A 25,127-nucleotide genomic window follows, 5' to 3' on the forward strand; every position below is an offset into this window, starting at 1 on the left:
CGTCAACTCAGCACGTAGACCAGCGGAAAAAGCATGACCCAGATCAGATCGACCATGTGCCAATACAACACGCCGGATTCAAACCCGCTGCGCGTGTTGGCGTCGTACAGGCCACGGCGACAGCGCTCGGCCAGCCATCCGAGAATGACCATGCCGAGCACTACGTGGAGAAAATGAAAACCGGTGAGAATCCAGTACAACGTGAAAAACGTGTTGTGCTCCATGCCCAGCCCCGAGGCCAGCAAGTGCCGGTATTCCGTGAGTTTCAACACCACGTAGACACTGGCGGCGAGCAACGCCATCAGCAGGAAGACGGCGCCGTAACGGGACCGTGAGCGCCTGACGTGCTCCTGAGCCAGCGCGGCGAACAGCCCCGCGGTGAGCAGGCTCAGGGTCATCGCCAAGCCGGTGGAGGTGTTCAGCAATAGACGGCTTTCACTGAACATCTGCGGCTTGAGCGCCTGGGTCACGGCGAACGTCAGGATCAGGATGGCGAACACCGACAGCTCGGCCAGAATGAAAAACCACATCGCCAGATCGCCCGGCAAGTGGCGTTGCGAAACGCCCGTTGACTCAACCGAAGTGGACATCAACCACGTCCATCAGCGCGGCAACGGTCAGCGGATCATCACTCAGCGGCTCGGCCAGGCAGGCCATGCACGCCTCACGCGGGCTCATGCCGGAGCGGATCATACGCGCGGTAAAAATCAGTAGTCGCGTTGAGGCGACCTCCTCCAGATCATGTTGATCGAGCCGGCGCAGCGCTTGCCCCAGCCGCACCACTTGCGCCGCCAGCGCGCTGTCCACCTGAGCCTCGCGGGCAACGATACGTTCTTCATCGGCCACCGGCGGATAGCCGAAGCGCATCGCGACGAAGCGTTGGCGGGTGCTGGGTTTCATGCCTTTGAGCAGGTTCTGGTAACCGGGGTTGTAAGACACCACGAGCATGAAGGACGGCGGCGCCTTCAGCACTTCGCCGGTGCGTTCCAGGAACAGCTCCCGACGATCATCGGCCAGTGGGTGCAGTACGACCACTGTGTCCTGACGCGCCTCGACCACTTCGTCGAGATAACAGATGCCGCCTTCACGCACCGCGCGGGTCAGCGGTCCGTCCTGCCACCAGGTGCCTTGGGCACCGATCAGGTGACGGCCGATCAGGTCGGCCGCGCTCAGGTCGTCGTGGCAAGCCACGGTGTACAGCGGCAGTTTCAGCCGATGGGCCATGTGCTGGACGAAACGGGTTTTGCCACACCCCGTCGGGCCTTTGATCAGCACCGGCATGCCGTGTCGCCAGGCTTGTTCGAACAGCGCCTCCTCATTATTCAGCGGTTGGTAGAAGGGTTCGATCGGGTGTTCGCAAGACTGGGTACGGTCCATGAGCTGCCTGTTCCAAAAGCGGATTCAAGGAACACGCTACGGGCCCCTGCGACAACCTGGCAAGTGAGATGGCCGGCAAACTTGATCGTCGTCAAGCGAACATTGGCCTGCTCGGGCATAGCCTTGCACGGCACTAAGAACCTGCGTTCTGCGCTGCCGTTTCAGCACATCGCAAAGGTCTTGCCTGAGGAGAAATGGAATGCTGATCAGCAATAGAAAAACGTTTGCCCTGACGCTCACCACGTTGTGTTCGGCACTGGCCCTGGCGGTGAGTCATGCCGCCAGCGCTGAAGAGCCCGCCGCCGCTGCGGCCAATCCGCCCATGGTCAAAACCGCTGGCGCTCCCGACATGAGCCAGGCCGAGTTCGACTCATCCAAGGAAATCTACTTCCAGCGCTGCGCAGGCTGCCACGGCGTGCTGCGCAAAGGGGCCACCGGCAAACCGCTGACACCGGACATTACCCAGAACCGTGGGCAACCGTTTCTGGAAGCCTTGATTACCTACGGCTCGCCGGCGGGCATGCCGAACTGGGGGACGTCCAATGCGCTGACCAAGGATCAGATCACGGTCATGGCCAAGTTCATTCAGCACACGCCGCCAACGCCGCCGGAATGGGGCATGGCCGAGACGCTGAAAACCTGGAAAGTGCTGGTCAAACCCGAGGACCGTCCGAAGAAACAGCTGAGCAAACTCAACCTGCCGAACCTGTTTTCGGTGACGTTGCGCGATGACGGCAAGATCGCCTTGATCGATGGGGACAGCAAGAAAATCGTCAAACTCATCGAGACCGGTTACGCGGTGCACATCTCGCGGATCTCTGCCTCGGGTCGCTACCTGCTGGTGATTGGTCGAGACGCGCGGATCGACATGATCGACCTGTGGCCGGTCGAGCCGACCAAGGTCGCCGAAGTCAAAGTGGGCATCGAGGCGCGCTCGGTCGAGACCTCCAAGTTCAAGGGCTACGAAGACAAATACACCATCGCCGGTTCTTATTGGCCGCCGCAATTCACCATCATGGATGGCGAAACCCTGGAGCCGAAACAGATCGTTTCGACCCGCGGTATGACCGTCGACAAACAGGAATATCACCCGGAACCCCGGGTCGCGGCGATCATCGCCTCCCACGAATGGCCGGAGTTCATCGTCAACGTCAAGGAAACCGGCAAGGTCATGCTGGTCAATTACCAGGACATCAAAAACCTCACTGTCACCTACATCGATGCCGCGCCGTTCCTGCATGACGGCGGTTGGGACAGCACGCACCGCTACTTCATGACCGCCGCCAACAACTCCAACAAGGTCGCCGTGATCGACTCCAAGGAGCGCAAGTTGACTGCGCTGGTGGACGTCGGCAAAACCCCTCACCCGGGGCGCGGCGCCAACTTCAACCACCCGACCTATGGCCCGGTCTGGGCCACCAGCCATTTGGGTGATGACGGCATCTCGCTGATCGGCACCGACCCGACCAAACACCCGCAATACGCCTGGAAGCAGGTCGCCTCGCTCAAGGGCCAGGGCGGCGGATCGCTGTTTATCAAAACCCATCCCAACTCTCGCCACCTGTACGTCGACACCACTCTCAACCCGGATACAAAACTCAGCCAATCGGTGGCGGTGTTCAACCTCGACAAACTCGACGCCGGCTACACCGTGCTGCCCATTGCCGAATACGCCGGCATCAAGCAAGGCGCCATGCGCGTCGTGCAACCGGAATACAACAAAGCCGGCGATGAAGTCTGGTTCTCCGTGTGGAGCGGCCAGGCAGACGAATCGGCGCTGGTGGTGATCGACGACAAAACACTGAAGCTCAAGTCAGTCATCAAGGACAAACGACTGATCACACCCACCGGGAAGTTCAACGTCTACAACACCCAACACGACATCTATTGAGCTCCATCAATGCAAGGAAACACCATGAAAAATACTCTGTTCTCACTGTTCTCACTGTTCTCACTGTTCGCCCTGACCGCTGCGCTGAGCGTGCAGCCGGCCATGGCGCAAGACGCGCTGGAGCTGTTCAAGAGCAAACCCTGCGCTGCCTGTCATTCCATCGACACCAAGATTGTCGGCCCGGCGCTCAAGGATGTGGCGGCCAAGAACGCTGGCGTACCCGGGGCCGTGGATACCCTGGCGGGGCGCATCAAGAACGGCACACAAGGCAATTGGGGCCCGATGCCAATGCCGGCCAACCCGGTAACGGATGAAGAAGCAAAAGTTCTTGCGACCTGGGTACTGACACTCAAATAACCGCCTGGAGGGCGTCATGATGGTTTATCGACACGCTGTGATTCTGGCGGCCCTCCTCCTCATTTGCGCAACCGCGGTTGCGGATGCCCAGCGTCAGGCGCAACTCGAACACCTGCTGACCCAGGACTGCGGCGCCTGCCATGGGCTGCACCTGACCGGCGGGCTGGGTCCCGAACTAACGCGCGCAGCGCTGGCCGGCAAGTCACGGGACAACCTGATTGCCACCGTCACCCAAGGCCGGCCCGGCACCGCGATGCCCGGTTGGGCCCCGTTGCTCAGCCCCGACGACATCCGTTGGCTGGTCGATTTTCTTCTCCAGGGATATCCCGCTCCATGATCCGTTCAATCCTGCTGTCAGCGGCGACCGGGCTGTTGTTGTCCGCTTGCGTTCAACCACCGTTGCGCGGCACCGGCGACTTGGGCGTGGTCGTGGAGCGCGCCACCGGTAGCGTGCAAATCATCGAAAGCGACACCCACACCGCGCTGGCCCGACTCGAGGGTTTCGGCGACCTGTCCCATGCCTCGGTGGTGTTCTCCCGTGACCAGCGCTACGCCTATGTGTTCGGGCGCGACGGCGGGTTGAGCAAAATCGATTTGCTGACCCGGCGTATCGATCATCGTGTCATCCAGGGTGGCAACAGCATTGGCGGCGCCATCAGTCAGGACGGCAAGTTGATCGCGGTGTCCAACTACGTGCCCGGTGGGGTCAAGGTGTTCGATGCCGACACCCTGCAACAGGTGGCCGATATTCCGGCCACGCCCCTGGCCGATGGCACCAAGCGCTCCCGGGTGGTCGGCCTGGTCGACGCGCCGGGGCAACGTTTTGTCTTCAGCCTGTTCGATACCGGCGAGATCTGGACCGCCGATTTCAGTCAGGGCAGCACGCCGCAGATCAACCGTTTCACCGGCATCGGTGAGCAACCCTACGACGCCCTGATAACTCCCGATGGGCGCTTTTACATGGCCGGCCTGTTCGGTGAAGACGGCATGGCCCAACTCGACCTCTGGCATCCAGAGCGCGGTGTGCAACGGGTACTCGGCGATTACGGACGCGGCCAGGTGAAACTCCCGGTCTACAAGATGCCGCACCTGGAAGGCTGGGCCGTTGCCGACAACCAGGCCTTCGTGCCCGCCGTTGGCCGTCACCAGGTATTGGTGATGGATTCACGCACCTGGCAGCAGACCGCTGTGATCCCGGTCGCTGGTCAACCGGTGTTCGTCACGTCGCGCCCGGACGGTCGGCAGCTATGGGTCAATTTCGCCTACCCGGACAACGATCGGGTTCAGGTCATCGACACCGAAACCCATGCCGTAGTCGCGGATCTGAAGCCGGGGCCGGCGGTGCTGCACATGGAATTCACCGCGCGCGGTGACCAACTGTGGCTGTCGTTACGCGATGGCGATCAGGTGCAAGTCTGGGATCCGTACCGCCTGAAGCTGCTGAGCACCCTGCCCGCCAGTGCGCCGAGCGGCATCTTCTTCAGCAGTCGCGCGCAAAAAATGGGGTATTGAAATGGACCTTGAACTGCTCAGCCGCCAACTGATCGAGCGCTTCCAGCACGGCATGCCGCTGTGCCCGTCACCGTATAAGGAGATGGCGCGGATTCTCGGGTGCCGCGAATCGCAAGTAATGGCCTGCCTGGAAGAAATGGATCAGGCCGGCACCCTCTCACGCATCGGCCCGGTGTTCGAACACAGCCGCGCCGGGGCCAGCACCCTCGCCGCCCTCGCCGTGCCCGCCGAACGCCTGCAACAGGTGGCCGATCGCGTCAGTCAGTACCCGGAGGTCAATCACAACTACGCACGGGAGCATTTCTACAACCTGTGGTTTGTGCTGACCGCCCCTGATCGCCAACACATCGACCGTGTGCTCAAGGAACTTGAGAACGACACCGGCCTCATGCCACTGGACCTGCCGATGTTGACCGCCTACCGCATCGACCTCGGTTTTGCCCTGGGAGAAAAATCATGAAGCCCGGATTGAGCCCCAAACAAGCGCTGGCGCTGCGCCGGCACCTCGAAGGCGGATTGCCGCTGGTAGCGCGCCCCTATCAGGAACTCGCCGAACGGATAAACACCGACGAAAACCAGGTGCTCGAGCAAATGCGCCAATGGAGCGAGCAAGGGCTGTTCCGCCGTATCGGCCTGGTGCTGCACCATCGCGCACTGGGCTTTACCGCCAACGCCATGCTGGTGCTGGACATTCCCGACGCGCTGATCGACGAAGTCGGCCAGCGACTGGGGCGAGCACCCGGCATTAACCTCTGCTATCAGCGGCCCCGGCGCTTACCGCAGTGGCGGTACAACTTGTTTTGCATGGTGCACGGGCGTCAACGTGACCAAGTGGAGGCGCAGATCCAGGCATTGCTGGAAGAGCAGCTGCTGAGCGACCTGCCCCATCAATTGCTGTTCAGCATCCAGGTCTTCAAGCAGTGCGGCGGACGTTTTGCGCCCTCGCGAACAGGAGCACCGACCCATGGATGACCTCGACCGTCGGCTGATCAACCGCTTGCAACTGGGCCTGCCGCTGGTGCGTCACCCCTGGCGGGTATTGGCCGCCGAAATGGAGACCAGCAGCACTGAACTGCTCGAACGACTGCATGCCTTGCTCGATGACGGCGTGCTCACCCGCTTCGGCCCGATGTTCGACATCGAACGGCTGGGCGGAGCCTTCACCCTCGCCGCGCTGGCGGTCCCGGAAGAACGTTTTGAAGACGTCGCCGAGCAACTGCATGGCCTGCCTGAAGTGGCGCACAACTATCGACGCGAGCACGCCTGGAACATGTGGTTCGTGCTCGCCTGCGCAACTGAACATGACCTGGCCGAGACCCTGCACCACATCGAAACCCTGACCGGCCTGTCGCTGCTCAACCTGCCCAAAGAGGAGACCTACCATGTCGGTCTGTATTTCCCGGCCTGAAGACACCCTCGTCCAGCGTCTGATCGTGTTGACCCAGGCCGGTCTGCCGCTGCTGGAAGACCCATGGGCGTGGCTCGCCGAACAGCTGGGGCTGAACATCGAAGCCACCCTGGATCTACTCAAGCGCTTGCAAGCCGAGGGCGCGATTCGGCGGATCGCCGCCGTGCCCAATCACTACCGACTGGGCTATCGCCACAACGGCATGACGGTCTGGGATGTGCGCGACACCGACATGCCGCGCCTCGGCGCGCTGATCGGCGCGCAACCCTTCGTCAGCCACTGCTATCGCCGTCCGCGCCGAACCGACTGGCGTTACAACCTGTTCGCCATGGTTCATGGCCGCAGCAGCGATGAAATCAACAGCTACCGCGAGCACCTGCGCTACTTGCTGGGCGACGCGTGTGGTGCCGACGAGATGCTGGTGAGCAGCCGCATCCTGAAAAAAACCGGCTTGCGCTTGCCGCCCGTGTCGCGCTGAACACACCCTGACTCAAGGAGAGTTGCATGTTGAGGATCAGCCAATACCTGCGTGCGCTGGCCGGCCAGGCGCCTGCGCCCAGAACCAGTCCACCGGGCAGTAACCGGGCGCCGGTGGTGATCTGGAACCTGCTCAGGCGCTGCAACCTGACCTGCAAACACTGCTACGCCACCTCGGCCGACAGTGTCTTTCGCGACGAACTGGATACGGCCGCCGCGCTGACCGTGATCGATGACCTGCACGATGCCGGGGTGAAGGTGTTGATTCTTTCCGGTGGCGAACCGCTGTTGCGCGAGGATTTGTTTGTGCTCAGCGCCTACGCCCGGACCAAGGGTTTCTTTGTGGCCTTGTCCACCAACGGCACGCTGATCGATGAGCAGAACATCGCGCAGATCAGCGCGGCGAATTTCGACTACGTCGGGATCAGCATTGATGGCCTGGAAGCAACCCATGATGCATTCCGTCAGCTCAAAGGCAGCTTCGCCCGTTCCATGCAGGCAATCCGGCTCTGTCGCGAACAGGGTATTCGCGTCGGGCTGCGCACCACCCTGACCCAGGAGAACCATGCGCAGCTGCCCCAATTACTGGCGCTGATGCGCGAGTACGACGTGCAAAAGTTTTACCTGTCGCACCTCAACTACAGCGGTCGCGGCAAACGCAGTCGCAAACTCGACGCACACCAGCAGATGAGCCGCGAGGCCATGACGCTGATCTTCGAACACGCCTGGGACGACATCCAACAGGGCCGCGACAGCGATTTTGTCAGCGGCAACAACGATGCCGACGCCATTCTCCTGCTGCAATGGGCAGGCCTTCGTCTTCCCGAGCATTACCCGCGCCTGGAAAACATGCTCCGCGCCTGGGGTGGCAACGCGTCGGGTAGCGGCATTGCCAACATCGACAACACCGGCGAAGTGCACCCGGACACCTACTGGTGGCAGCACTCGGTGGGCAATGTCCGGCGCACACCCTTCCGCACACTGTGGCTGGACCAGCCGGATGCCCTGCTGTTGCGTCTGCGTGAACATCCCCGCGCCGTCGGTGGCCGTTGCGCGCAATGCCGCTGGTTACCCATCTGCAACGGCAACACCCGAACCCGCGCCTGGGCCGAGGGTGATTTGTGGGGCCAGGACCCTGGCTGCCACCTCAGCGATGACGAAATCGGGGTACCGCCATTACCCACCATCCCTTGCATCACCCACTGAATAGCCCGTCCGGCCAACCACCTGACAAAAGGCTGGGCCGGCCAACCTGATGAAGCACCAAGGACGTCCCATGCCTCCATCGATTGCTATACCGGCCACACTTGAGTCCCCGTTCCGGCCGGGCGAAGTTGCCCTGGTCGGCGCCGGCCCCGGCGATCCACGTCTGCTGACCCTGCGCGCCTGGAGCCTGTTGATGCAGGCCGACGCCGTGGTCTATGACCGGCTGATCAGCCCCGAACTGCTGACCTTGATTCCCCTGACCTGCGCCCGCCATTACGTGGGCAAGGCCAGCGGCTGCCACAGCCTGCCCCAGGAACAGATCAATGAACTGCTCGCCGACCTCGCCGATCAAGGGCAGCGCGTGGTCCGGCTCAAGGGCGGCGACCCGTTCATTTTTGGTCGCGGCGCCGAGGAGCTGGAGTACCTGCTGCAACGCGGTATTGATTGCCAGGTGGTGCCGGGCATCACCGCCGCTTCCGGCTGCAGCGCTTACGCAGGCATACCGTTGACCCACCGCGACCTGGTCAATTCCTGCCGGTTCATCACCGGCCATTTGCAACGCGATGGAGAGTTGTCGCTGCCCTGGAGCAGCCTCGCCGACAGTAGCCAGACGTTGGTGTTTTACATGGGCTTGTCGAACCTGGGGATTATCGCTCAGCGTTTGATCGAAGCCGGGCTGTCAGCCGATACGCCGGCGGCCTTGATCAGCAATGGCACGCGTCCCGACCAGCACGTCGCCCGTGGCAAGCTGCACCAATTACCGACCCTGGCGCTGGATTGTCCACCGGGCATTCCGACACTGACGGTGATCGGTACAGTGGTCGATCTGTTTGCCGTACAACAGATGGAATACCCGGCACGGCTTTACCCGGCCCAAGCACTACAACGCCACGCCAAGGTGGCGATATGAGGCGAATGATCCTTGCCCACGTGTTATGGGTCAGTGCGGCGCATGCCGGCGCAGCGGTTCCGGCACTTGAACACGCCGCGGAAAACTATCGGCAGCATTGCCAGAGTTGTCACGGCATTAACCGTCTCGGCGGTGCGGGGCCGACGTTGTTGCCGGAAAGTCTCAGCCGGATCAAACCCGATGAAATTCGCAGCGTGATCCAGAACGGCCGCCCCGCGAGCCAGATGGCCGGCTATGCCAATGTGTTCAGCCCCGCGCAGATCGACGCGCTGGTGGATTACCTTCAGCAACCGCCCGCCACTCCGCCCACCTGGAGCAATGACGACATTCTCGGCAGTCACTCGATGCTCGCGGACCTCAGCAAACTGCCCTCCACGCCCCAGCATGGCGCCGACCCGCTGAACCTGTTCGTGGTGGTGGAAGCCGGCGACCATCACATCGACATCCTCGACGGTGACCGCTTTGAGGTGCTGGCGCGGTTTGCTTCGCACTTCGCCGTGCATGGCGGGCCGAAGTTCTCGCCGGACGGGCGCTTCGTCTACTTCGCCTCCCGTGACGGCTGGATCAGCCTGTATGACTTGCACAACCTGAAACTGATCGCCGAGGTTCGCGCTGGCCTCAACACTCGCAATCTGGCGGTGAGCAAGGATGGACGCTGGGTGCTGGTGGGCAACTACTTGCCCGGCAACGTGGTGGTGCTCGATGCCCGCGATCTGTCGCTGGTCAAAACCATTCCCACGATCGGTCAGGACGGTACCGCGTCAAGGGTCAGCGCCGTCTACTCCGCCCCGCCGCGGGACAGTTTCATCGTGGCGCTCAAGGACGTGAAGGAAGTCTGGGAACTGCCCTGGGCCGGCACTCCGGATTTCGAACCACGGCGGATACCTGCCGGGGATGTTCTCGACGATTTCTCTTTTTCACCGGACTACAAACAGCTGCTGGCGACGTCGCGCAAGGCCCAGGGCGGTCAGGTGATCGACCTCGACAGCGGCCAGGTGATCACCGACATCCCGCTGCCGGGCATGCCGCATTTGGGCTCGGGGACTTATTGGAAACGCAACGGTGAGTGGGTGTTTGCCACGCCGAATATCAGCAAGGGGCTGATCTCGGTCATCGACTTCAAGACCTGGAAGCTGATCAAGGAAATTCCGACCCTGGGGCCGGGATTTTTCATGCGCAGTCACGTCAATTCTCGGTATGCCTGGAGCGACGTGTTCTTCGGGCCCGACAACGATGCGATCCACCTGATTGACAAGCAGACCCTCGAAGTCGCCCACACCTTGCGGCCGATGCCCGGTAAAACCGCCGCTCATGTTGAGTTCACCCGGGATGGCCGTTTCCTGCTGTTGAGCATTTGGGCCACAGACGGTGCGCTGATCGTCTACGACAGCAACACCCTCCAGGAGATCAAACGCATTCCGATGAACAAGCCTTCGGGCAAGTACAACGTGGGGAACAAGATTGAGTTTGCTGAGGGGACTTCGCACTAAGTCTTGGGGTGTATATCCGTTTCTGCGGTAACGGCTTCTATTGGTTTCGCTTTTACAGCCATCCCTTTCAAGGTCTTTGATAAAATCCTCAAAACTCCAGTCAGGACGGCGAGACGATGTGGGCAGAAGTTTTAGCGCGGTTCGAGAAAAAAGCGCCGGCCAGTGTCATGGCCAAATTGGTTTTGGAGCAGGCCGTTGCGGCAGAGTGGGTTGATCAGGTGTTCGAAGAACATCGTCAGCGCCAGTACCCGCGCGAGCTTTTGTTTTCGACCATTATTGAGCTGATGTCCCTCGTTTCACTGGGTTTGCGACCCTCGCTACATGCCGCGGCGCGGCAGATGGAAGATCTTCCCGTCAGCTTGGCGGCGCTTTATGACAAGGTCAGCCGCACGGAGCCCGCGCTGCTGCGTGCGTTGGTAGTCGGCAGTGCGCAACGCCTGGCTCCGACGATTGAAGAATTGGGCTGCTCGGCCATTTTGCCTGGCTGGCAACTGCGGGTGGTTGACGGCAACCACCTGCCTTCCAGCGAAAAACGTCTGGGCGCGTTGCGCCGTGAACGCGGTGCCGCCCGGCCTGGTTTTTCCGTTGTGGTTTATGACCCTGATCTGGACCAGGTCGTCGACCTTCAGCCCTGTGAAGATGCCTATGCCAGCGAGCGCGTCAGCGTGCTGCCCTTGCTGGAAAAGGCCCGCGCGGGTCAACTGTGGATGGCTGATCGACTTTACTGCACGCTCCCGGTCATGGAGGCCTGCGAAGAGACCGGGGCCTCATTCATCATCCGCGAACAAAGCAAGCATCCACGCCTGCTCAAGGAAAGCGAATGGCAGGAGCCTGTCGCGGTCGAAACCGGCAGCGTGCGCGAGCAAATCATCGAAGTAAAAGGTGGGCGCCAGTGGCGGCGTGTCGAACTGAACCTGCGAAATCCCACCGAATCCGGCGACACCACGCTGCTGTTCTGGAGCAACTTGCCCGCCACCATCAGCGCGGTGCAAATCGCCGATTTGTACCGTCGGCGCTGGAGTATTGAAGGGATGTTCCAGCGTCTGGAATCGGTGCTGGACAGTGAGATCGAAACCTTGGGCAGCCCCAAGGCCGCCCTGCTTGGATTTGCGTCCGCTGTGTTGGCTTATAACGTTTTGTCCGTGCTTAAGCGCAGCGTCGAACAGGCTCATCGCCAGACCCAGCCTGAAGATTGGGAAGCATCGATCTTCCACCTGACGGTACAGGTACGCAGCGGTTACGAGGGCCTGCAGATCGCCTTGCCGCCAGAGCACTTAGCCATCCCGATCCGCTCAGGAGGGCTGGCTCAGCACTTGCTGGCGCTGGCTAAAAACATCCCGCCCAAATCCGTCGCCAAAAGCAAACGAGGTCCGAAGGTGCCTAAACCCAAGGAATGGCTGGAAGGCAAGGCAGTGAATGCTCACGTGTCGACAGATAGGGTGCTCAAGGCCGCCAAGGTCAAAAGACCTTGAAAGGGATGGCTTTTACAGCGAGTCACTTTCGAAAAGCGCGAAAGTAACCAAAGCGCTTTTGCCCCTTTCGTTCGGTGGCTCGCCTAGGCTCGCCATTCCCTCGCTCCGGTCCTGCTCCGTGGGCCCGCCGCCATCGGCCATCCATGGCCGGGGGCGGCTAACCCGGCATCCATGCCGGGTTGCCCACTGCGCAGAACCTCCACTCGGCCTCTCGAGGGGGCGACTACCGCAAAAGCACTGCGAGGCGGCCTACCGGCCGGCCTGTCTTTTCAAGCGTACGCATTCCCCTGTGGGAGCGAGCCTGCTCGCGATGAGGCCCTGTCAGTCGATATCAATGTTGAATGTAAGTCCGCCTTCGCGAGCAGGCTCGCTCCCACAGTTGGATTTTTTGGCGGGTATGACATAGGTGTCCACCGCCGATGACCTTGACAGACATCAGGTCGGCTATCAGGCCGCCTCGCTTTGGCTTTTGATCTTGAAGCGCGAGGCCGCCTACCGACCGGCCCGTCTCTTCAAGCGTACGCATTTCCCCTGTGGGAGCGAGCTTGCTCGCGATGAGGCCCTGTCAGTCGACATCAATGTTGAATGTAAGTCCGCCTTCGCGAGCAGGCTCGCTCCCACAGTTGGATTTTTGGCGGGCATGACATAGGGGTCTACCGCCGATGACCTTGACAGACATCAGGTCGGCTATCAGGCCGCCTCGCTTTGGCTTTTGATCTTGATCTGCCCCGTCGGAAGGCCGAGCGGAGGTTCTGCGCAGTGGGCACCGCGGCAAGGATGCCGCGGTAGCCGCCCCCGGCCATGGATGGCCGATGGCGGCGGGCCCACGGAGCAGGACCGGAGCGAGGGCATGCCGAGCCTAGGCGAGGCACCGGACGTCAGGGGCACGAGCGTTTGGTTACTTGGCGCTTTTCCAAGTGACCCGCTGTAAAAGCGGAACCAATAGCAGCCGCTACCGCAGAAACGGATATGTACGCCGAGCGTAAATATTTACCCTTCAGCCCAAGGTGTAACCGTTATCGACCTTCCAGTCCTGACCATAAACACCCCGCGCCCCCTGCGACAACTGAAACAGAATCACATTAGCCACCGCCGACGCATCAAGAAAATGACCAGGTAACAGACGTTTACCAAGCGTGTCGGCGACATCGCCAAGCTCCCCCTCGCTCAACCCCAGGTTGTCCCACATCGAGGTAGCAGTCGGCCCCGGCGAGACCAGATTAATGCGCACATCAAAGCTCGCAAACTCCACCGCCAGCGTCCGTGCCTGAGCCGCCAGCGCAGCCTTGCTGGCAATGCACGCAGCCAACCCCAGAAAGCTCGAACCAGTCAGGAAACTCCCGACAAACACCACCGAAGCCGGACTCGCCAATTCACCCCGCAACGCCGCCAGCGTATTCAACGCCCCGGCGCCATTGACCGCCCACTGGCGCTGAAAGGCCTGCATATCCAGGCTGTCAGCCATTTCGGCGATCCCCGCATTGGGCACCAGATAGTCAACGGGCCCAATCGCCGCAGCACGCTCGGCCAACTCGCGCAGGTCTTGCTGACTCGTGACGTCCCCGGCAAACCACTGCAACCGCTCGCCGTAGATCTGCTGCAAGGCCGGCAATTCACCGAGGGTCCGAGACATCGCCAGCACCTTGACCCCGCGCGGTAACAGCGCGGCGCACAGTGCCAGGCCAATCCCGGAGCTGGCACCCGTGACCACCGCCAAACGATCCTGAAACTCGGTTTTCATCATTTTCTCCTGGGCATCGCGGATGCCAGCACTGGGGACGTAGCAAGCACTATCTTTGAGCAGGAGAAGAAAAAACGACTTGACGGCGATCAGATTATTTCGACGTCGTTAGTGTTGCTGCAGCAGCGCCGGAGTGATCTCGCTGAAGCGCAGCAAGCGACCGCCCTGTTCAGCGGCAAGCTTTTCAGCAGCCTCGCGACTGGAGAACGACGCCAGCACCACGCCCATGGCGCCTTTGAGTTGGGTACCGACCACGTAGAACGCGTCTTTGGCATCGATCAGGTGGGCATCATCCGGCGCGTTCCACGGGCTGTGGCCCATGTCGTGGACATACAGTTTTGCATCGCCATGATGATTCTCCGGCTGCAACCACCAACCAATCATTTCCGCTGTGGAGCAGAACTTCTTGACCCCGGCCCGCTCGACCACTTCGCCCTTGGGCCCGGGGAATCCGTTGATGATCATCCCGCAGACATGGCATTCATCACTGGGATGAAAGGCTGCGGCAGTGTCGCTGTAAGTGGCTTGCGCCGGGTTGTCACAGGCCGTCAGCAACAGACACATCATCAGGCCCGCCACCGCGCGCACCGTCGTCAGATAAAACGTATTCATCGTCAACTACTCCAAAACTATCAAAGTGGAAATTCATGTCGCCCGGCGACGAAACAACAGCCAGGCCGAGCCCAATGGCACCGCCACCCACAGCGACAGGCACAGCCAGAGCATCGAGCCCGGCATCGGCAAATCGCTGCCCAGCGTCAGCACACCCGCGGTGCTGGCGCCGGGCTCAAAACCGGAGAGGTTGATCAGGCGGTAGATGTCGGCGGGGTTGAGCAGCAGCAACCAGGGCAGCACTTTCGGGTTGAACTGCCCTTCGCTGAGCACCAACAGCGCCAGCAGCGCGAGGTCGAACACCAGCACGAAGAAAAACCACACACCCAGCGCCAACCCGGCCGCCGTGGACTTCTCGGCGGACACACTGCTCAGCACATAGGCCAGCCCCAGAAAACCCCAGCCGAGCAACGTCGACGACGCCATGAACCGGCCAAAGGCCCAGAGCAGCAGGCTCAGTTCGACATCGTCCACCAGCACGGCGATGGCCAGCATGGCGCAGCCGAAACCGATCAGCGTCGCCAGCGCCAGGATCAACCCGTGACCGACAAACTTGCCCAGCAGAATCTGCCCGCGACCCAACGGGTACGTCAGCAACAGCAGCAACGTGCCGCTCTCGTCCTCGCCGACGATGGCGTCATAGGCCAACAGCAACGCAATCAACGGCATCAAAAACGTCGCCAGACTGGCAAGGCTGGCGATGGTGGCCGGCACCGAGGTGAATCCCAATTGCCCGGAGGCCGCGGCGCCCAGCCAGGCGATGCCGATGGCCAGCACCGCGAACAACACACTGATCGCCAACAACCAGCGATTGCGCAAACCGTCGCTGAATTCCTTGCGGGCCATGTTCCAGACAGCGTTCATACGGCCTCCCCGATCGGCGCCGCACCGGCCCGGCTCATGTAGTAGCGGTAAATATCTTCCAGAGACGGCTGATGGATTTCCACGTCGGCCGGTTCGTCTTCATTGAGTAGCTGGCGCAACAGCCTGAGCTTGTTGCCATTGAGCGCGGCCACTTCAAGCCCTTCGACGCCCCAGCGTTCGGTGACGTGCCCGGCGTTGTTCCAGCGTTGCTGCAAGGGCCCGGCGTGCTTCAGGCCGTTGGCGCGAATCAGCGTCGGCAACCCGGCTTCCTCACGCAAACTGTGGAGACTGCCGAGGGCCAGCAGGCGACCCTGGGTCAGAATCGCGGCGCGGTTGATATGCGCCTCGACGCCCGGCAATACGTGAGAACACAGAATGATGCTGGTGCCTTGGCTGCGCAGGCGATCGAGCAAGCGATACAGGTCCTGGGTCGCGATGGGATCGAGTCCCACGGTCGGTTCGTCGAGCAGCAACAAACGCGGCTCGCCGAGCAGCGCTTGCGCCAGCCCCAGGCGTTGCCGCATGCCTTTGGAGTAAGTCTTGACCCGCCGATGCGCCGCCCCCGCCAGGCCGACTTCCTCGAGCAGCGCGTCCACCTGAGCGGAGGCGGCACCTTTGAGTCGCGCGAAATGACGCAAGGTCTCAAGACCACTCAGCTGCGGGTAAAACGTCACGTTCTCCGGCAGATAACCGAGCAGGCGCCGCACGTGGGGATCGCTGGGCAAACGGCCGAACACCCTGACCTGTCCTTCGCTGGGCTGGAGCAGGCCAAGCACCAGTTTCATGCTGGTGGTCTTGCCCGCGCCGTTGTGCCCGAACAAACCCAACACTTCACCTTCCGCCAGGCTGAGGTTGAGCTGATGCAACACGGTGGCCTGCCCATAGCGCTGGCTCACTCCTTGTAGGTCGATGACGTTCATGAAGTGGGCTCCTGGGTCAGGGTTTGAGTGGATGACTTCATCAGCGGATGACTGTCCAGCACCCCCGGCGATTTCATCACCGGAAAGGCCCGTTGCACCCAGCGCAGCAACTCGATGCCGGGGCTGTTCATCAACAGCCGCACCTGCGGATACAGCCACAGCAGACGGTCGACGTTGTCATTGGGTTCGTAGGCGATATCGCCGAGGCCATCGTTGTTGCGGTCCCAGCCCAGGTAATCGCTCCAGTAATTGCCCCGGCCATCCGCCGACCATTCCTGCAAGCGGGTGGCGACGTACTTGACCTGCCGCTGGTTGCCGACAAAAGCGTTGTCGGCGATGCGGTTATCTTCCGAGCCGGCGGTGAGATGGATGCCCACGGCGCTGTGCTCGAAGTGGTTGTGTTCGATGCTGTTGAACAGCGAGTTGTAGATGAACAACGCCTTGCCCTCGGCACCGCTGATCATGCTGTCGCCGGTCGAGCCGTCGCGTACGTCAGTGACGAAGTTGTCACGCAAGGTTGAATAGGTGATGTAGTTCATCAGGATCCCGTAGTTCTGATCCTGTTCGGAACGGTTGCCGATCACCGTGAGCTTGCGGCTTTGCATCAGGGCGTAGCCGGTGCGGGTGCGGCGGGTGGTGTTGCCGATCAGTTGGTTATCGTTGGCGAACATGTAATGCACGCCGTAGCGCAGGTCTTCCAGGGTATTGCCTTGCAGCAGGTTGCCGTTGGAGGTGTCGATGTAAATGCCATCGCGAGTGTCGCGCACCTGGTTGCCAATGACCTTGGCGCCGTGCACCGCATACAGATGAATGCCGTTGCCGCGATCTTGCGAGCGCATCGCCGGATCACCCTGAATGCGGTTGTCGATCAGGCTCACATCCTGCGTACCGTCGACCCAGATACCGAAGCCCTTACCTTGCAGGCGATTGCCTTTAATCACCGTGCCATGAGCTTTGGGCTGGATAAACACCGCTGCATTCATGGCCGTGAGGTCGTGCCCCCAGTCCAGAAAGGTGCAGCCCTCGATGCCGACATCCGGCGCACTGATGATCAACCCGTTACCCTGCCCCTCGCCCTGAAATACCGCGCCCGGCTCGCAGACAATCTGCATCGGTTGATCAACGCTGAACGAGCCACGGTATTCCCCTGCCGGCAGGTGCCAGCGTTGATCGGCGTCCACCGTCAACGGCAGCGTGGTGACGGGTTGCACCGCCAGCGCACTGCCGGACATCAACAGGAGCGCAAGCGCAATGACCTTCACCGGGTTTCCCTTGCTATCAGTCATGGCTTCGCTCTTGTCGATGGGCAACGGTCAGGCCTTCTCGACCTTCATGCGGCCGACCATTTCCATGTGCAGCGCATGGCAGAACCAGCTGCAGTAGTACCAATGCAGGCCAGCCTTGTCGGCGATGAAGGTGATCGATGCGGTCTGCTGCGGGCTGATTTCCATGCTCACGCCATGGTTGGTCATCACGAAGCCGTGGGTCACGTCTTCAATCTGGTCGATGTTGGTGATGGTCACCGTGACCTCGTTGCCCTGCTTGACGGTGAACTCCGGCAGGCCATAGGCCGGGGCCATCGAGGTCATGTAGACGCGCACTTTGTTGCCGTCGCGGATGACCTTGTTGTCGGTCTCCAGCTTGATCCCGTCCTTGGCGGCGATCGCCACGGTTTCGGCGAAAAACGGGTCGTTGCGGTCCCAAATTTTCTTGGTCTTGATCTGGTCGCGGCGGGCCATGATGCAATCGTGGGGTTCGGCAAAGGCCGGACCGTCGTGCACCAGTTTCATTTCCTCGCCGGAGATGTCGATCAACTGATCGTTTTCCGGGTGCAACGGGCCGGTCGGCAGGAAGCGGTCTTTGGAGAATTTGCTCAGGACCATCAGCCATTTGCCGTCGGCTTCGCTGGTTTCAGTCAGCGACGCATGGTTGTGGCCCGGCTGGTACTGCACGTCGAGTTTCTGCTTGATGTAGTTGACCTTCTCGCCGGTGTAGGCGCGAATGGCTTCTTCGACATTCCACTTCACCACCTGGCTGTCGATAAACAGCGTGGTGTAGGCATTGCCGCGGCCGTCGTAGGTGGTGTGCAGCGGGCCCAGACCCAGCTCCGGCTCACCGACCACCACGTCGCGCGGGTCCTTGAATTTGTCGTCGAACAGATCGTCCAGCTTCGCGGTGGCGATGATGGTGCAGGTCGGCGAAAGTTTGCCAGCGGCGATGAAGTACTTGCCATCGGGCGTGGTGTTGAGGCCGTGGGGGTTCTTCGGCACCGGGATGTAACGCGTGAACGCGCTGTCCTTGCCCTCGGTTTTTCGACCGTCGACCACCGGCACTTTCGAGCCGTCCAGGGTGATGAACTTGCCGGCCTTGATTGCCGCTTCGATGCGCTGGATATTGAACACCACTACCCAATCGCGCTCATTGCGCATCATGCCGCCCAGATCGTAGGCCTTCTCCGAGTTGTAGCAGGTCGAAGCGGCATACTTGCCGGTGTAGTCGGCGTCGGTGTTATCCAGGTTGCCGTCGACGATGACCTGGAAGGCCATTTCCATTTTCTCGGCATCGATGGCGTTGAACATGGTGTAGCTGTTCTTGTCCTGCAGATCGAAGGTGCTGCCGTCATTGGGGTGCGGGATGACGAATTCGGCATTGGCGAACACGTATTTGGTGTGCGGCACTTTTTGCAGGCGCAGCCCGTGAACCGCCTGCACATTGGGCACGGTGAGCATCTTGTCGCACTTCATGATGTCCAGACGGATACGCGCAACGCGGCTGTTGGCCTTGTCGTTGATGAACAGGTATTTGCCGTCGTACTTGCCGTCGGTCATCGACAAATGGGGATGGTGGCAGTCGCCATTCTGGAAATGCGCACTGTCGCCCATGATCCGTTTGCTTTCGTTGGTCAGGCCCCAACCGGTGGCGGAATCGACGTTGAACACCGGAACACGCAACAACTCGCGCATCGACGGAATGCCCATGATCCGCACTTCGCCCTGATGGCCGCCGCTCCAGAAACCGTAGTATTCGTCCAGCTCGCCCGGCCCGACGTGGGTTTTCGATTGCGCGTCCTTGGCCGCAGCCGCCCAGGTTTCACGGGTGAACACTGCGCCACCAAGGGCTGTAGCGCCAGCCAGTACCGCGCCGGTCACCGCGCTGGTGCCGAGGAAACCGCGGCGGCTGAGGCCGGACGATTCCGGCACTTCAGCTACTTTTTTGGATTCTGTGTCGTTCATCAGGTGTTTTCCTTGAAGGGATAAAAACGGTCACTGCGGACAGGCGCTCGCGGGGTTCATTCCAGAGCGGTCACTTCCACGACAGGTATCAGTTGCACAGGAGCGGGTGCCGCTTTGCCGCGCTTCTTGCGCTTGTTGATCAGCGGCGGGCACTTGTTGTCGTTCTGGTAAGTCATCTGGCAATCGAGGCAGTAGTGGCACTCGTTGGCATTGATCCGGCCATCGGGATGAATTGCCTGGATCTCGCATTCCTTGGCGCACAGTTGGCAGGGTGTGCCGCAGTCCTTGCGGCGTTTGAGCCAGTCGAACAGGCGAAATTTGCTCGGAATCGCCAGCGCCGCACCCAAGGGGCAGATGTAGCGGCAATAGACTTTGCGCGTGAAAAGGTTGATGACCAGCAGCGCCACCGCGTAGAGCACGAACCACCACTGGCGATCGAACCTGAGGGTGATGGCAGTCTTGAACGGCTCCACCTCGGCGAACAGTTCGGCGGTGGACATCGATTCCAGGGAGATGCCGAACAGCAGCAGTAAAATGATGTATTTGATCGCCCACAGCCGTTCATGGACCGCGAACGGTAGTTCGTATTGAGGGATTTTCAGCTTGCGCGCGGCCTCGTTGATCAACTCTTGCAAGGCGCCAAACGGACACAGCCAGCCGCAGAACACGCCACGCCCCCACAGCAGAATGCTCGCGGCGGCGAAAACCCAAAGCATGAAAATCAGCGGATCGGTGAGAAACAGCTCCCAGCGAAAATGATCGAACAGCGCATGGGCGAAGGTCAGGACATTAACCACTGACAACTGCCCCAGCGCGTACCAGCCGATAAATACCACGGTAAAGACCAGGTAACCACGGCGCAGCCAGTGCAGAAAATGCGGCCGGCGGGTGAACTTGTCTTGCAGGAACAGGATGGCCGTCAGCAGCAGCAACGCAGCCCCGAGTACGGCGATCTGGAAGTGTTTCTGATACCAGATGGTCAACCACATCGGCCGGCTGGCTTCCTCGATGGCGGCCAGTTCTTCGGCGCTGGGCAGTGGCCGTTCAAGGTACGGCTCGGGCAATTGATAAGGCAGTTCGAAGCTGCTGAACGTGCCACTGAGTGGCCCGGTCTGACGACGCACCAGCAATTCCAGGGACCAGGGCGAACCCGGATCAAACTTCGCTGGTTCGCGCACAATGAAAATCGACATTTCAGTAAATTCCGGCATGCCCTTGGCAAACACGTCGGAGAGCCGCTGATGGTCCATGTCGCGAAAGCTGATGACATTCCCGAACTGGCGTAATTGCACCCGATCGAAAATCCCGCCGCGCACATACCCCGAGCCTTTATAGGAAAACAGCCCACGACCCAGCACCACGATGGCCTGCTCGCCTGGCTTTAGGTCTTGCATGAGGAAGCGATATTGATTGTCGCCCAGCAGCGCGCGGCCGATGGTCGGTGGATTCAAGTCGGCGGTGTACAACTCGATAAAGGTCTCATCAACCTGATCGGCACGGGCGTTGTCGACACCTTCAGCTTCGGTGCCCTTGAAGGCGGCGTCGACCTGGCCACGGGTCAGGTTCAAGCGGCGGATGGCGCCGTTGCCGGTCAGTTGTTCCCAGGTGGCGGGCTCGAAAAAGTCCTGGCGCACGGTGGCGGGCTTGCGCGCCACACCGCCCGTGTCCTCGACCAGCTTGAGAGATACGGCGACATCGTGGGCCGCGCGCATGATGACCTCGTTGACCACCATCGCCGTGACCGTTGCGCCAGCAATCGCATCGACGGTGACCGCATTCGGGTCACTGGAATGGCCGACGACAACCCGTTGGCTGACCTTGATCCCTTTGTATTTGGCGCTGAACCCGTGAAGTTTTGCCTCAGGAATGCCAATCAGCAGAATCGGCTCGTGGTGTTCCAGCACATAGGCATCCTGAATCATGCCGGTCGTGTCGAGAATCACTTGGGTGTTGATCGGTTTGCCTGAGTAGGCCGGAATATCCACCACGTCCAGGCTCTGGAACACATAACCGATGACCTTGCCGGCGGCGGACAGCGTGCGCACCTTGAACCGGCCTTCGGGGGCGGAAACGGAATCGGTCTGAGGGTAGGTTTTTTCGATGCGCTGCTGCTCGATGTCACCGTATTGCTTGGCCTGCGCTCCTTCGAAGGTGGCGAGCATCAGCATCAGCAGAACCACCAGCCCGACGCCCCAGGCGCGCAGGTTGGCGTGTATCGAAGGCTGATGGATTGTCATGGGTTCGCTGATTTCGAAAGGGCTTTCGGTCATGTTAGGGAGCGTTGCGCCCCCTGCCCTTGATTGAGATCAACTTGAGTCCATAGAGCACACGCTGTCTCAGACCGTGCGTGAAAACTGGCCTTTTTGTTCACCACCCAGATAGGCATCAAACGCCATTGCGGCACTGCGCATCATCAAATGCCCTTGTGGCAACAGCACCAATTCGTCGCGGTGAATCTGCAGCAACCCATCGCGCACATGCTCGCCCAACTGCGCCAGCGCCTCGGCAAAGTACTCGGTGAAGCGAATGCCATGACGCGCCTCATACTTGTCGAACGCGATACGGCCATGGCACATCAGGTCGCTGATCACCTCGCGGCGCAGCAGGTCGTCGGCGTTCAAGCGGTAACCGCGATGCACCGGCAACAACCCTTGATCGATACGGGCGTAGTACTGCGAAAGCTCCTTGACGCTTTGGCTGTAGCTGTCGCCGACCTTGCCGATCGACGACACCCCAAGGCCGATCAAATCGCAGTCGGCATGGGTGGAATAGCCCTGAAAGTTACGCTGCAGCGTGCCATTGGCCCGGGCCAGCGCCAGCTCGTCATCCGGCAAGGCGAAATGATCCATGCCGATATAGACGTAACCGGCCTCGGTCAGACGGCGGATGGTCAGCTCGAGCAGTTCCAGCTTGCGCTCCGGTGGCGGCATGTCGGCGGGACGAATCAGCCGTTGCGCGCGGACCATCTCCGGCAGATGCGCGTAGCTGTAGGCGGCAATCCGGTCCGGACGCAGCGCGATGATCTTGCTGAGGGTGACGTCGAAACTGTTCACGGTTTGCAGTGGCAGACCATAGATAAGGTCGACGCTGATCGACTTGAATTGCGCCTCGCGCGCCGCCGCCACCAGCGCATAAATCTGCTCTTCACTTTGCTGGCGATTGACCGCTGCCTGCACGTCGGGGTCGAAATCCTGCACGCCGAAACTCAGGCGATTGAAGCCCAACTGGCGCAACGACTGGATCTGCTCAGTGCTGATGGTGCGCGGGTCGACCTCGATGGAAAACTCATGGTCATCGCTGTCATCCATGTTGAACGCCTGGTGCAGGCAGTCCATCAAGTCCGCCAGCTGTTCGCTGGTCAAATAGGTCGGCGTGCCGCCCCCCAGGTGCAACTGAGTGAGTTTGCGGGAGCTGTCGAACAAGGCCGCCTGCATCGCGATTTCACGCTTGAGATACTTCAGGTACTCAACGGCGCGATGGGTTTTCTGGGTAATGATTTTGTTGCAGGCGCAGTAGTAACAAAGGCTTTTGCAGAACGGGATGTGGATGTATACCGACAGCGGTTTCGGCGCGGCCACCTGATTGCTGTCACGGGCGGCACGCTGATAGTCGTCAACGGCAAACGCCTGGTGAAACTGCGGCGCCGTGGGGTAAGAGGTATAGCGCGGCCCCGGGCGGTCGTACTTTTCGACCAAGGCGCGATTGAAATCAAATGTCGTGTTCATGATCGATCAACTCGCAATGGGGTTAATGCCTCGCACCGCCCAAATCCTTTTCAAACAGGTTGCAGATAGCATCCACTTCCGGCCGACCGGCGGGAAGAATGCTGATGAAACGGTCTGACAATTCAATCAACCCATCCCGACTCAATTGCTCCAGCAATGGCCAGACAGCGGAGAAGTACTTTGAAAAAACCAGCCCATAGCGCCTCTCGATGGCGCGGATATCCAGCTCCTGATCACACGCCAGACGCTCCATGACCATTTGCCTGATCTGATCCCCCGCCTCGAAGCGCCAGCCTCGGCACGTCGGCAATTGCTTCATGTCCAGTTGCTGCTGGTAACGTTTAATCTCGTGGGTGTTTTGCGTGTACAAATCGTCGATCTGGCTGATGGCGCCCAAACCGAATCCAACATGATCGCAATAGCCGTGACGGGAGAAACCCTCACAGGTACGGCGCAACCGGCCTCGCTCCTGGGCGACCGCCAGATCATCATCAGGCCGGACAAACTGCCCCAGACCGATGTAGTGATAACCCGCGCACATCAGTTGCTCAAAGCAGATCTGGCGCATCGCGCCTTTATCGCCCTGGCTGCACAGCTCTCTGACGTTGTCACCGCGTACCGGCCGATAGCGGCGTGGTGGCCGGGCATAGTCGAACACCATCAGCCGGTCCGGCTCCAGCTCGATAATGCTCGCCAACTTCAGCGCAAAACTGTCTGGCGTCTGCCAGGCATGGCCAAAGCCCAGATCAACGTTGATGGATCGAAAGCCAAAGGTGCGCGCGGCATCCATGAGCGACTGGATCGGCGCCGGGTTCTGGTAGCAGACCACCGACCTGTCACAGTCGGAGTCGATGTCCGGAACGCCGATACTGACGTGATTGAATCCCTGGTCGCGCAGCAACCCCATGGTCGACCAGTCGGTAGGGTGAAGGTCTACCTCGACGCTGTAGTCGCCGCACTCATGCTCTAGAAAGTTGAACCGGCCACGCAGATAATTCATCAGCCGCTCCAGATGGGCAGCCGTTGGTGTTCCGCCCCCCAGATGAAACTGCTCGACCCGTTGCTCCGCACCCAGGTGACAACCGACGAGGTCGATTTCACGCTCCAGGTGCTGAAGGTACTGCTCGATACCGTTGTGCTCGCCGGCGATATCGCGCGGGGAACATGAAGACGGCTTGAGGCTGGAAGGCAGCTGCACGTTCAGGGACAGCGGACGGCACTTCTGGCGGCTGACGCGCAGTGCACGAAGCAGATCCAGAGAGCCAATACCGTCATGAAATTTTTGCGTGTCGGCATGACAGTTGGGGTCAAGCACGCCTTGATCGCACCGAGCGATCAACTCGCCGGGATTGTGAAATAAATCGAGCATGACGGTCTCCGAGACTGGCTGCGGATCTTCAGTCTGCGGGTCTGACCATCAATGCTCCTTGATTTGCATCAAGCGCAAGCGAAGTGTCTGCACAACGGACCACCGGTCAGACTCGATTACCACGTCAGGTAAAACATTCCCTTGGCCAGCAGCACGATAACGACCATGTGGCAAAACAGGCTGCCATGGATGAAGTGAAGGTAGCGCGGGTTCATTCGGCCGCTTTTGAACAAAAACATGGCGCCCAGGAAATGCAGCAGCACGCTCACGGCCACCGCGATTTTCAACGCCAGCAAGGTGCCGAACGATGAGGCCAGTGGTGAGGCAAGGGCTGGCAGATAACGCAACCAGACCATGCCCAGCCCCGCACCGAACAACACCAGCAGCACCCACGGCATCAGCGAGCGAGCCCGGCGACCGATGCCCTGCTCCACCAGCAGCATCACCTTGGCGGGTAACTGTTTGCGGATGCTTTCCAGGAACAGGACTTCGAAGAACACCGTGCCGATGAAGATCAGCGCGGCAAACAGGTGCAAGGTCAGAATCAGCGGATAGATCATGGT

Annotated in this window: 24 protein-coding genes; 12 read left to right on the forward strand and 12 right to left on the reverse strand. The window is 60.5% G+C overall.

Going from position 1 to position 25,127, the window contains the following annotated elements; genetic code table 11:
* Positions 1–2: 2 nt before the first annotated feature.
* Positions 3–590, reverse strand: coding sequence for a cytochrome c oxidase subunit 3 family protein (locus ACYZT7_RS18670; protein WP_462037717.1), 588 nt, complete (start codon positions 588–590; stop codon positions 3–5).
* A complete protein-coding gene (locus tag ACYZT7_RS18675; protein WP_046046542.1) occupies positions 574–1,377 on the reverse strand; it encodes a CbbQ/NirQ/NorQ/GpvN family protein in 804 nt (267 codons plus the stop codon). The genes ACYZT7_RS18670 and ACYZT7_RS18675 overlap by 17 nt, the downstream gene beginning before the upstream one ends.
* Positions 1,378–1,576: 199 nt before the next feature.
* Between ACYZT7_RS18675 and ACYZT7_RS18680 the strand changes: the two genes are divergently transcribed.
* From ACYZT7_RS18680 to ACYZT7_RS18735, 12 genes are all read left to right on the forward strand, one after another.
* Positions 1,577–3,268, forward strand: coding sequence for a cytochrome D1 domain-containing protein (locus ACYZT7_RS18680; RefSeq protein ID WP_462037718.1), 1,692 nt, complete (start codon positions 1,577–1,579; stop codon positions 3,266–3,268).
* 24 nt (positions 3,269–3,292) lie between these two features.
* Entirely contained in the window at positions 3,293–3,625 is a 333-nt protein-coding gene (locus tag ACYZT7_RS18685) for a c-type cytochrome (RefSeq protein WP_462037719.1), read from the forward strand.
* Positions 3,626–3,644: 19 nt separating this feature from the next.
* Positions 3,645–3,962 (forward strand): c-type cytochrome, encoded by a 318-nt coding sequence (locus ACYZT7_RS18690; RefSeq protein ID WP_462041825.1) that lies wholly within the window; start codon positions 3,645–3,647, stop codon positions 3,960–3,962.
* Positions 3,959–5,137, forward strand: a complete 1,179-nt coding sequence (locus ACYZT7_RS18695; protein WP_462037720.1) for a cytochrome D1 domain-containing protein — start codon at positions 3,959–3,961, stop codon at positions 5,135–5,137. Before ACYZT7_RS18690 ends, ACYZT7_RS18695 begins: the two co-directional genes overlap by 4 nt.
* A gap of 1 nt (position 5,138) precedes the next feature.
* The gene (locus ACYZT7_RS18700; RefSeq protein ID WP_462037721.1) at positions 5,139–5,597 is read left to right on the forward strand and encodes an Lrp/AsnC family transcriptional regulator; all 459 of its coding nucleotides are present in this window, start codon (positions 5,139–5,141) and stop codon (positions 5,595–5,597) included.
* Entirely contained in the window at positions 5,594–6,109 is a 516-nt protein-coding gene (ahbB, locus tag ACYZT7_RS18705; protein WP_462037722.1) for a siroheme decarboxylase subunit beta, read from the forward strand. Before ACYZT7_RS18700 ends, ahbB (ACYZT7_RS18705) begins: the two co-directional genes overlap by 4 nt.
* Positions 6,102–6,545, forward strand: a complete 444-nt coding sequence (locus ACYZT7_RS18710) for an Lrp/AsnC family transcriptional regulator (RefSeq protein ID WP_462037723.1) — start codon at positions 6,102–6,104, stop codon at positions 6,543–6,545. Before ahbB (ACYZT7_RS18705) ends, ACYZT7_RS18710 begins: the two co-directional genes overlap by 8 nt.
* On the forward strand, positions 6,520–7,023 hold the full coding sequence (gene ahbB / locus ACYZT7_RS18715; RefSeq protein WP_462037724.1) for a siroheme decarboxylase subunit beta: 504 nt from the start codon (positions 6,520–6,522) through the stop codon (positions 7,021–7,023). The genes ACYZT7_RS18710 and ahbB (ACYZT7_RS18715) overlap by 26 nt, the downstream gene beginning before the upstream one ends.
* A gap of 26 nt (positions 7,024–7,049) precedes the next feature.
* Positions 7,050–8,228, forward strand: a complete 1,179-nt coding sequence (gene nirJ, locus ACYZT7_RS18720) for a heme d1 biosynthesis radical SAM protein NirJ (protein WP_462037725.1) — start codon at positions 7,050–7,052, stop codon at positions 8,226–8,228.
* Positions 8,229–8,298: 70 nt separating this feature from the next.
* A complete protein-coding gene (gene cobA / locus ACYZT7_RS18725) occupies positions 8,299–9,138 on the forward strand; it encodes a uroporphyrinogen-III C-methyltransferase (protein WP_462037726.1) in 840 nt (279 codons plus the stop codon).
* Complete coding sequence (locus ACYZT7_RS18730; RefSeq protein WP_462037727.1) at positions 9,135–10,628, forward strand: cytochrome D1 domain-containing protein; 1,494 nt, start codon at positions 9,135–9,137, stop codon at positions 10,626–10,628. The genes cobA and ACYZT7_RS18730 overlap by 4 nt, the downstream gene beginning before the upstream one ends.
* 167 nt (positions 10,629–10,795) lie before the next feature.
* Entirely contained in the window at positions 10,796–12,100 is a 1,305-nt protein-coding gene (locus tag ACYZT7_RS18735) for an IS4 family transposase (protein WP_462037728.1), read from the forward strand.
* A gap of 997 nt (positions 12,101–13,097) precedes the next feature.
* Here the strand turns inward: ACYZT7_RS18735 and ACYZT7_RS18740 are convergent.
* The 10 genes from ACYZT7_RS18740 to ACYZT7_RS18785 all read right to left on the reverse strand — a co-directional run bounded on the left by ACYZT7_RS18740 (position 13,098) and on the right by ACYZT7_RS18785 (position 25,124).
* Positions 13,098–13,841, reverse strand: a complete 744-nt coding sequence (locus tag ACYZT7_RS18740; RefSeq protein ID WP_462037729.1) for an SDR family NAD(P)-dependent oxidoreductase — start codon at positions 13,839–13,841, stop codon at positions 13,098–13,100.
* A 108-nt stretch (positions 13,842–13,949) separates the two neighbouring features.
* Complete coding sequence (locus tag ACYZT7_RS18745; RefSeq protein WP_462037730.1) at positions 13,950–14,453, reverse strand: nitrous oxide reductase accessory protein NosL; 504 nt, start codon at positions 14,451–14,453, stop codon at positions 13,950–13,952.
* A 33-nt stretch (positions 14,454–14,486) separates the two neighbouring features.
* On the reverse strand, positions 14,487–15,317 hold the full coding sequence (locus tag ACYZT7_RS18750; protein WP_033062172.1) for an ABC transporter permease: 831 nt from the start codon (positions 15,315–15,317) through the stop codon (positions 14,487–14,489).
* Entirely contained in the window at positions 15,314–16,237 is a 924-nt protein-coding gene (locus tag ACYZT7_RS18755; protein ID WP_462037731.1) for an ABC transporter ATP-binding protein, read from the reverse strand. Before ACYZT7_RS18755 ends, ACYZT7_RS18750 begins: the two co-directional genes overlap by 4 nt.
* Positions 16,234–17,523, reverse strand: coding sequence for a nitrous oxide reductase family maturation protein NosD (locus ACYZT7_RS18760; RefSeq protein WP_462037732.1), 1,290 nt, complete (start codon positions 17,521–17,523; stop codon positions 16,234–16,236). The genes ACYZT7_RS18755 and ACYZT7_RS18760 overlap by 4 nt, the downstream gene beginning before the upstream one ends.
* A gap of 27 nt (positions 17,524–17,550) precedes the next feature.
* Positions 17,551–19,473 (reverse strand): TAT-dependent nitrous-oxide reductase, encoded by a 1,923-nt coding sequence (gene nosZ, locus ACYZT7_RS18765; protein ID WP_462041826.1) that lies wholly within the window; start codon positions 19,471–19,473, stop codon positions 17,551–17,553.
* Between the two features lie 53 nt (positions 19,474–19,526).
* Positions 19,527–21,740 (reverse strand): transcriptional regulator NosR, encoded by a 2,214-nt coding sequence (gene nosR, locus ACYZT7_RS18770; protein WP_462037733.1) that lies wholly within the window; start codon positions 21,738–21,740, stop codon positions 19,527–19,529.
* A 66-nt stretch (positions 21,741–21,806) separates the two neighbouring features.
* The gene (gene hemN, locus ACYZT7_RS18775; protein ID WP_462037734.1) at positions 21,807–23,195 is read right to left on the reverse strand and encodes an oxygen-independent coproporphyrinogen III oxidase; all 1,389 of its coding nucleotides are present in this window, start codon (positions 23,193–23,195) and stop codon (positions 21,807–21,809) included.
* Positions 23,196–23,217: 22 nt separating this feature from the next.
* Positions 23,218–24,564, reverse strand: coding sequence for an oxygen-independent coproporphyrinogen III oxidase (locus tag ACYZT7_RS18780; protein ID WP_462037735.1), 1,347 nt, complete (start codon positions 24,562–24,564; stop codon positions 23,218–23,220).
* 116 nt (positions 24,565–24,680) lie between these two features.
* Positions 24,681–25,124 (reverse strand): CopD family copper resistance protein, encoded by a 444-nt coding sequence (locus tag ACYZT7_RS18785; RefSeq protein WP_462041827.1) that lies wholly within the window; start codon positions 25,122–25,124, stop codon positions 24,681–24,683.
* Positions 25,125–25,127 lie beyond the last annotated feature (3 nt).

The sequence above is a fragment of the Pseudomonas sp. RT4P38 genome (assembly GCF_054897765.1).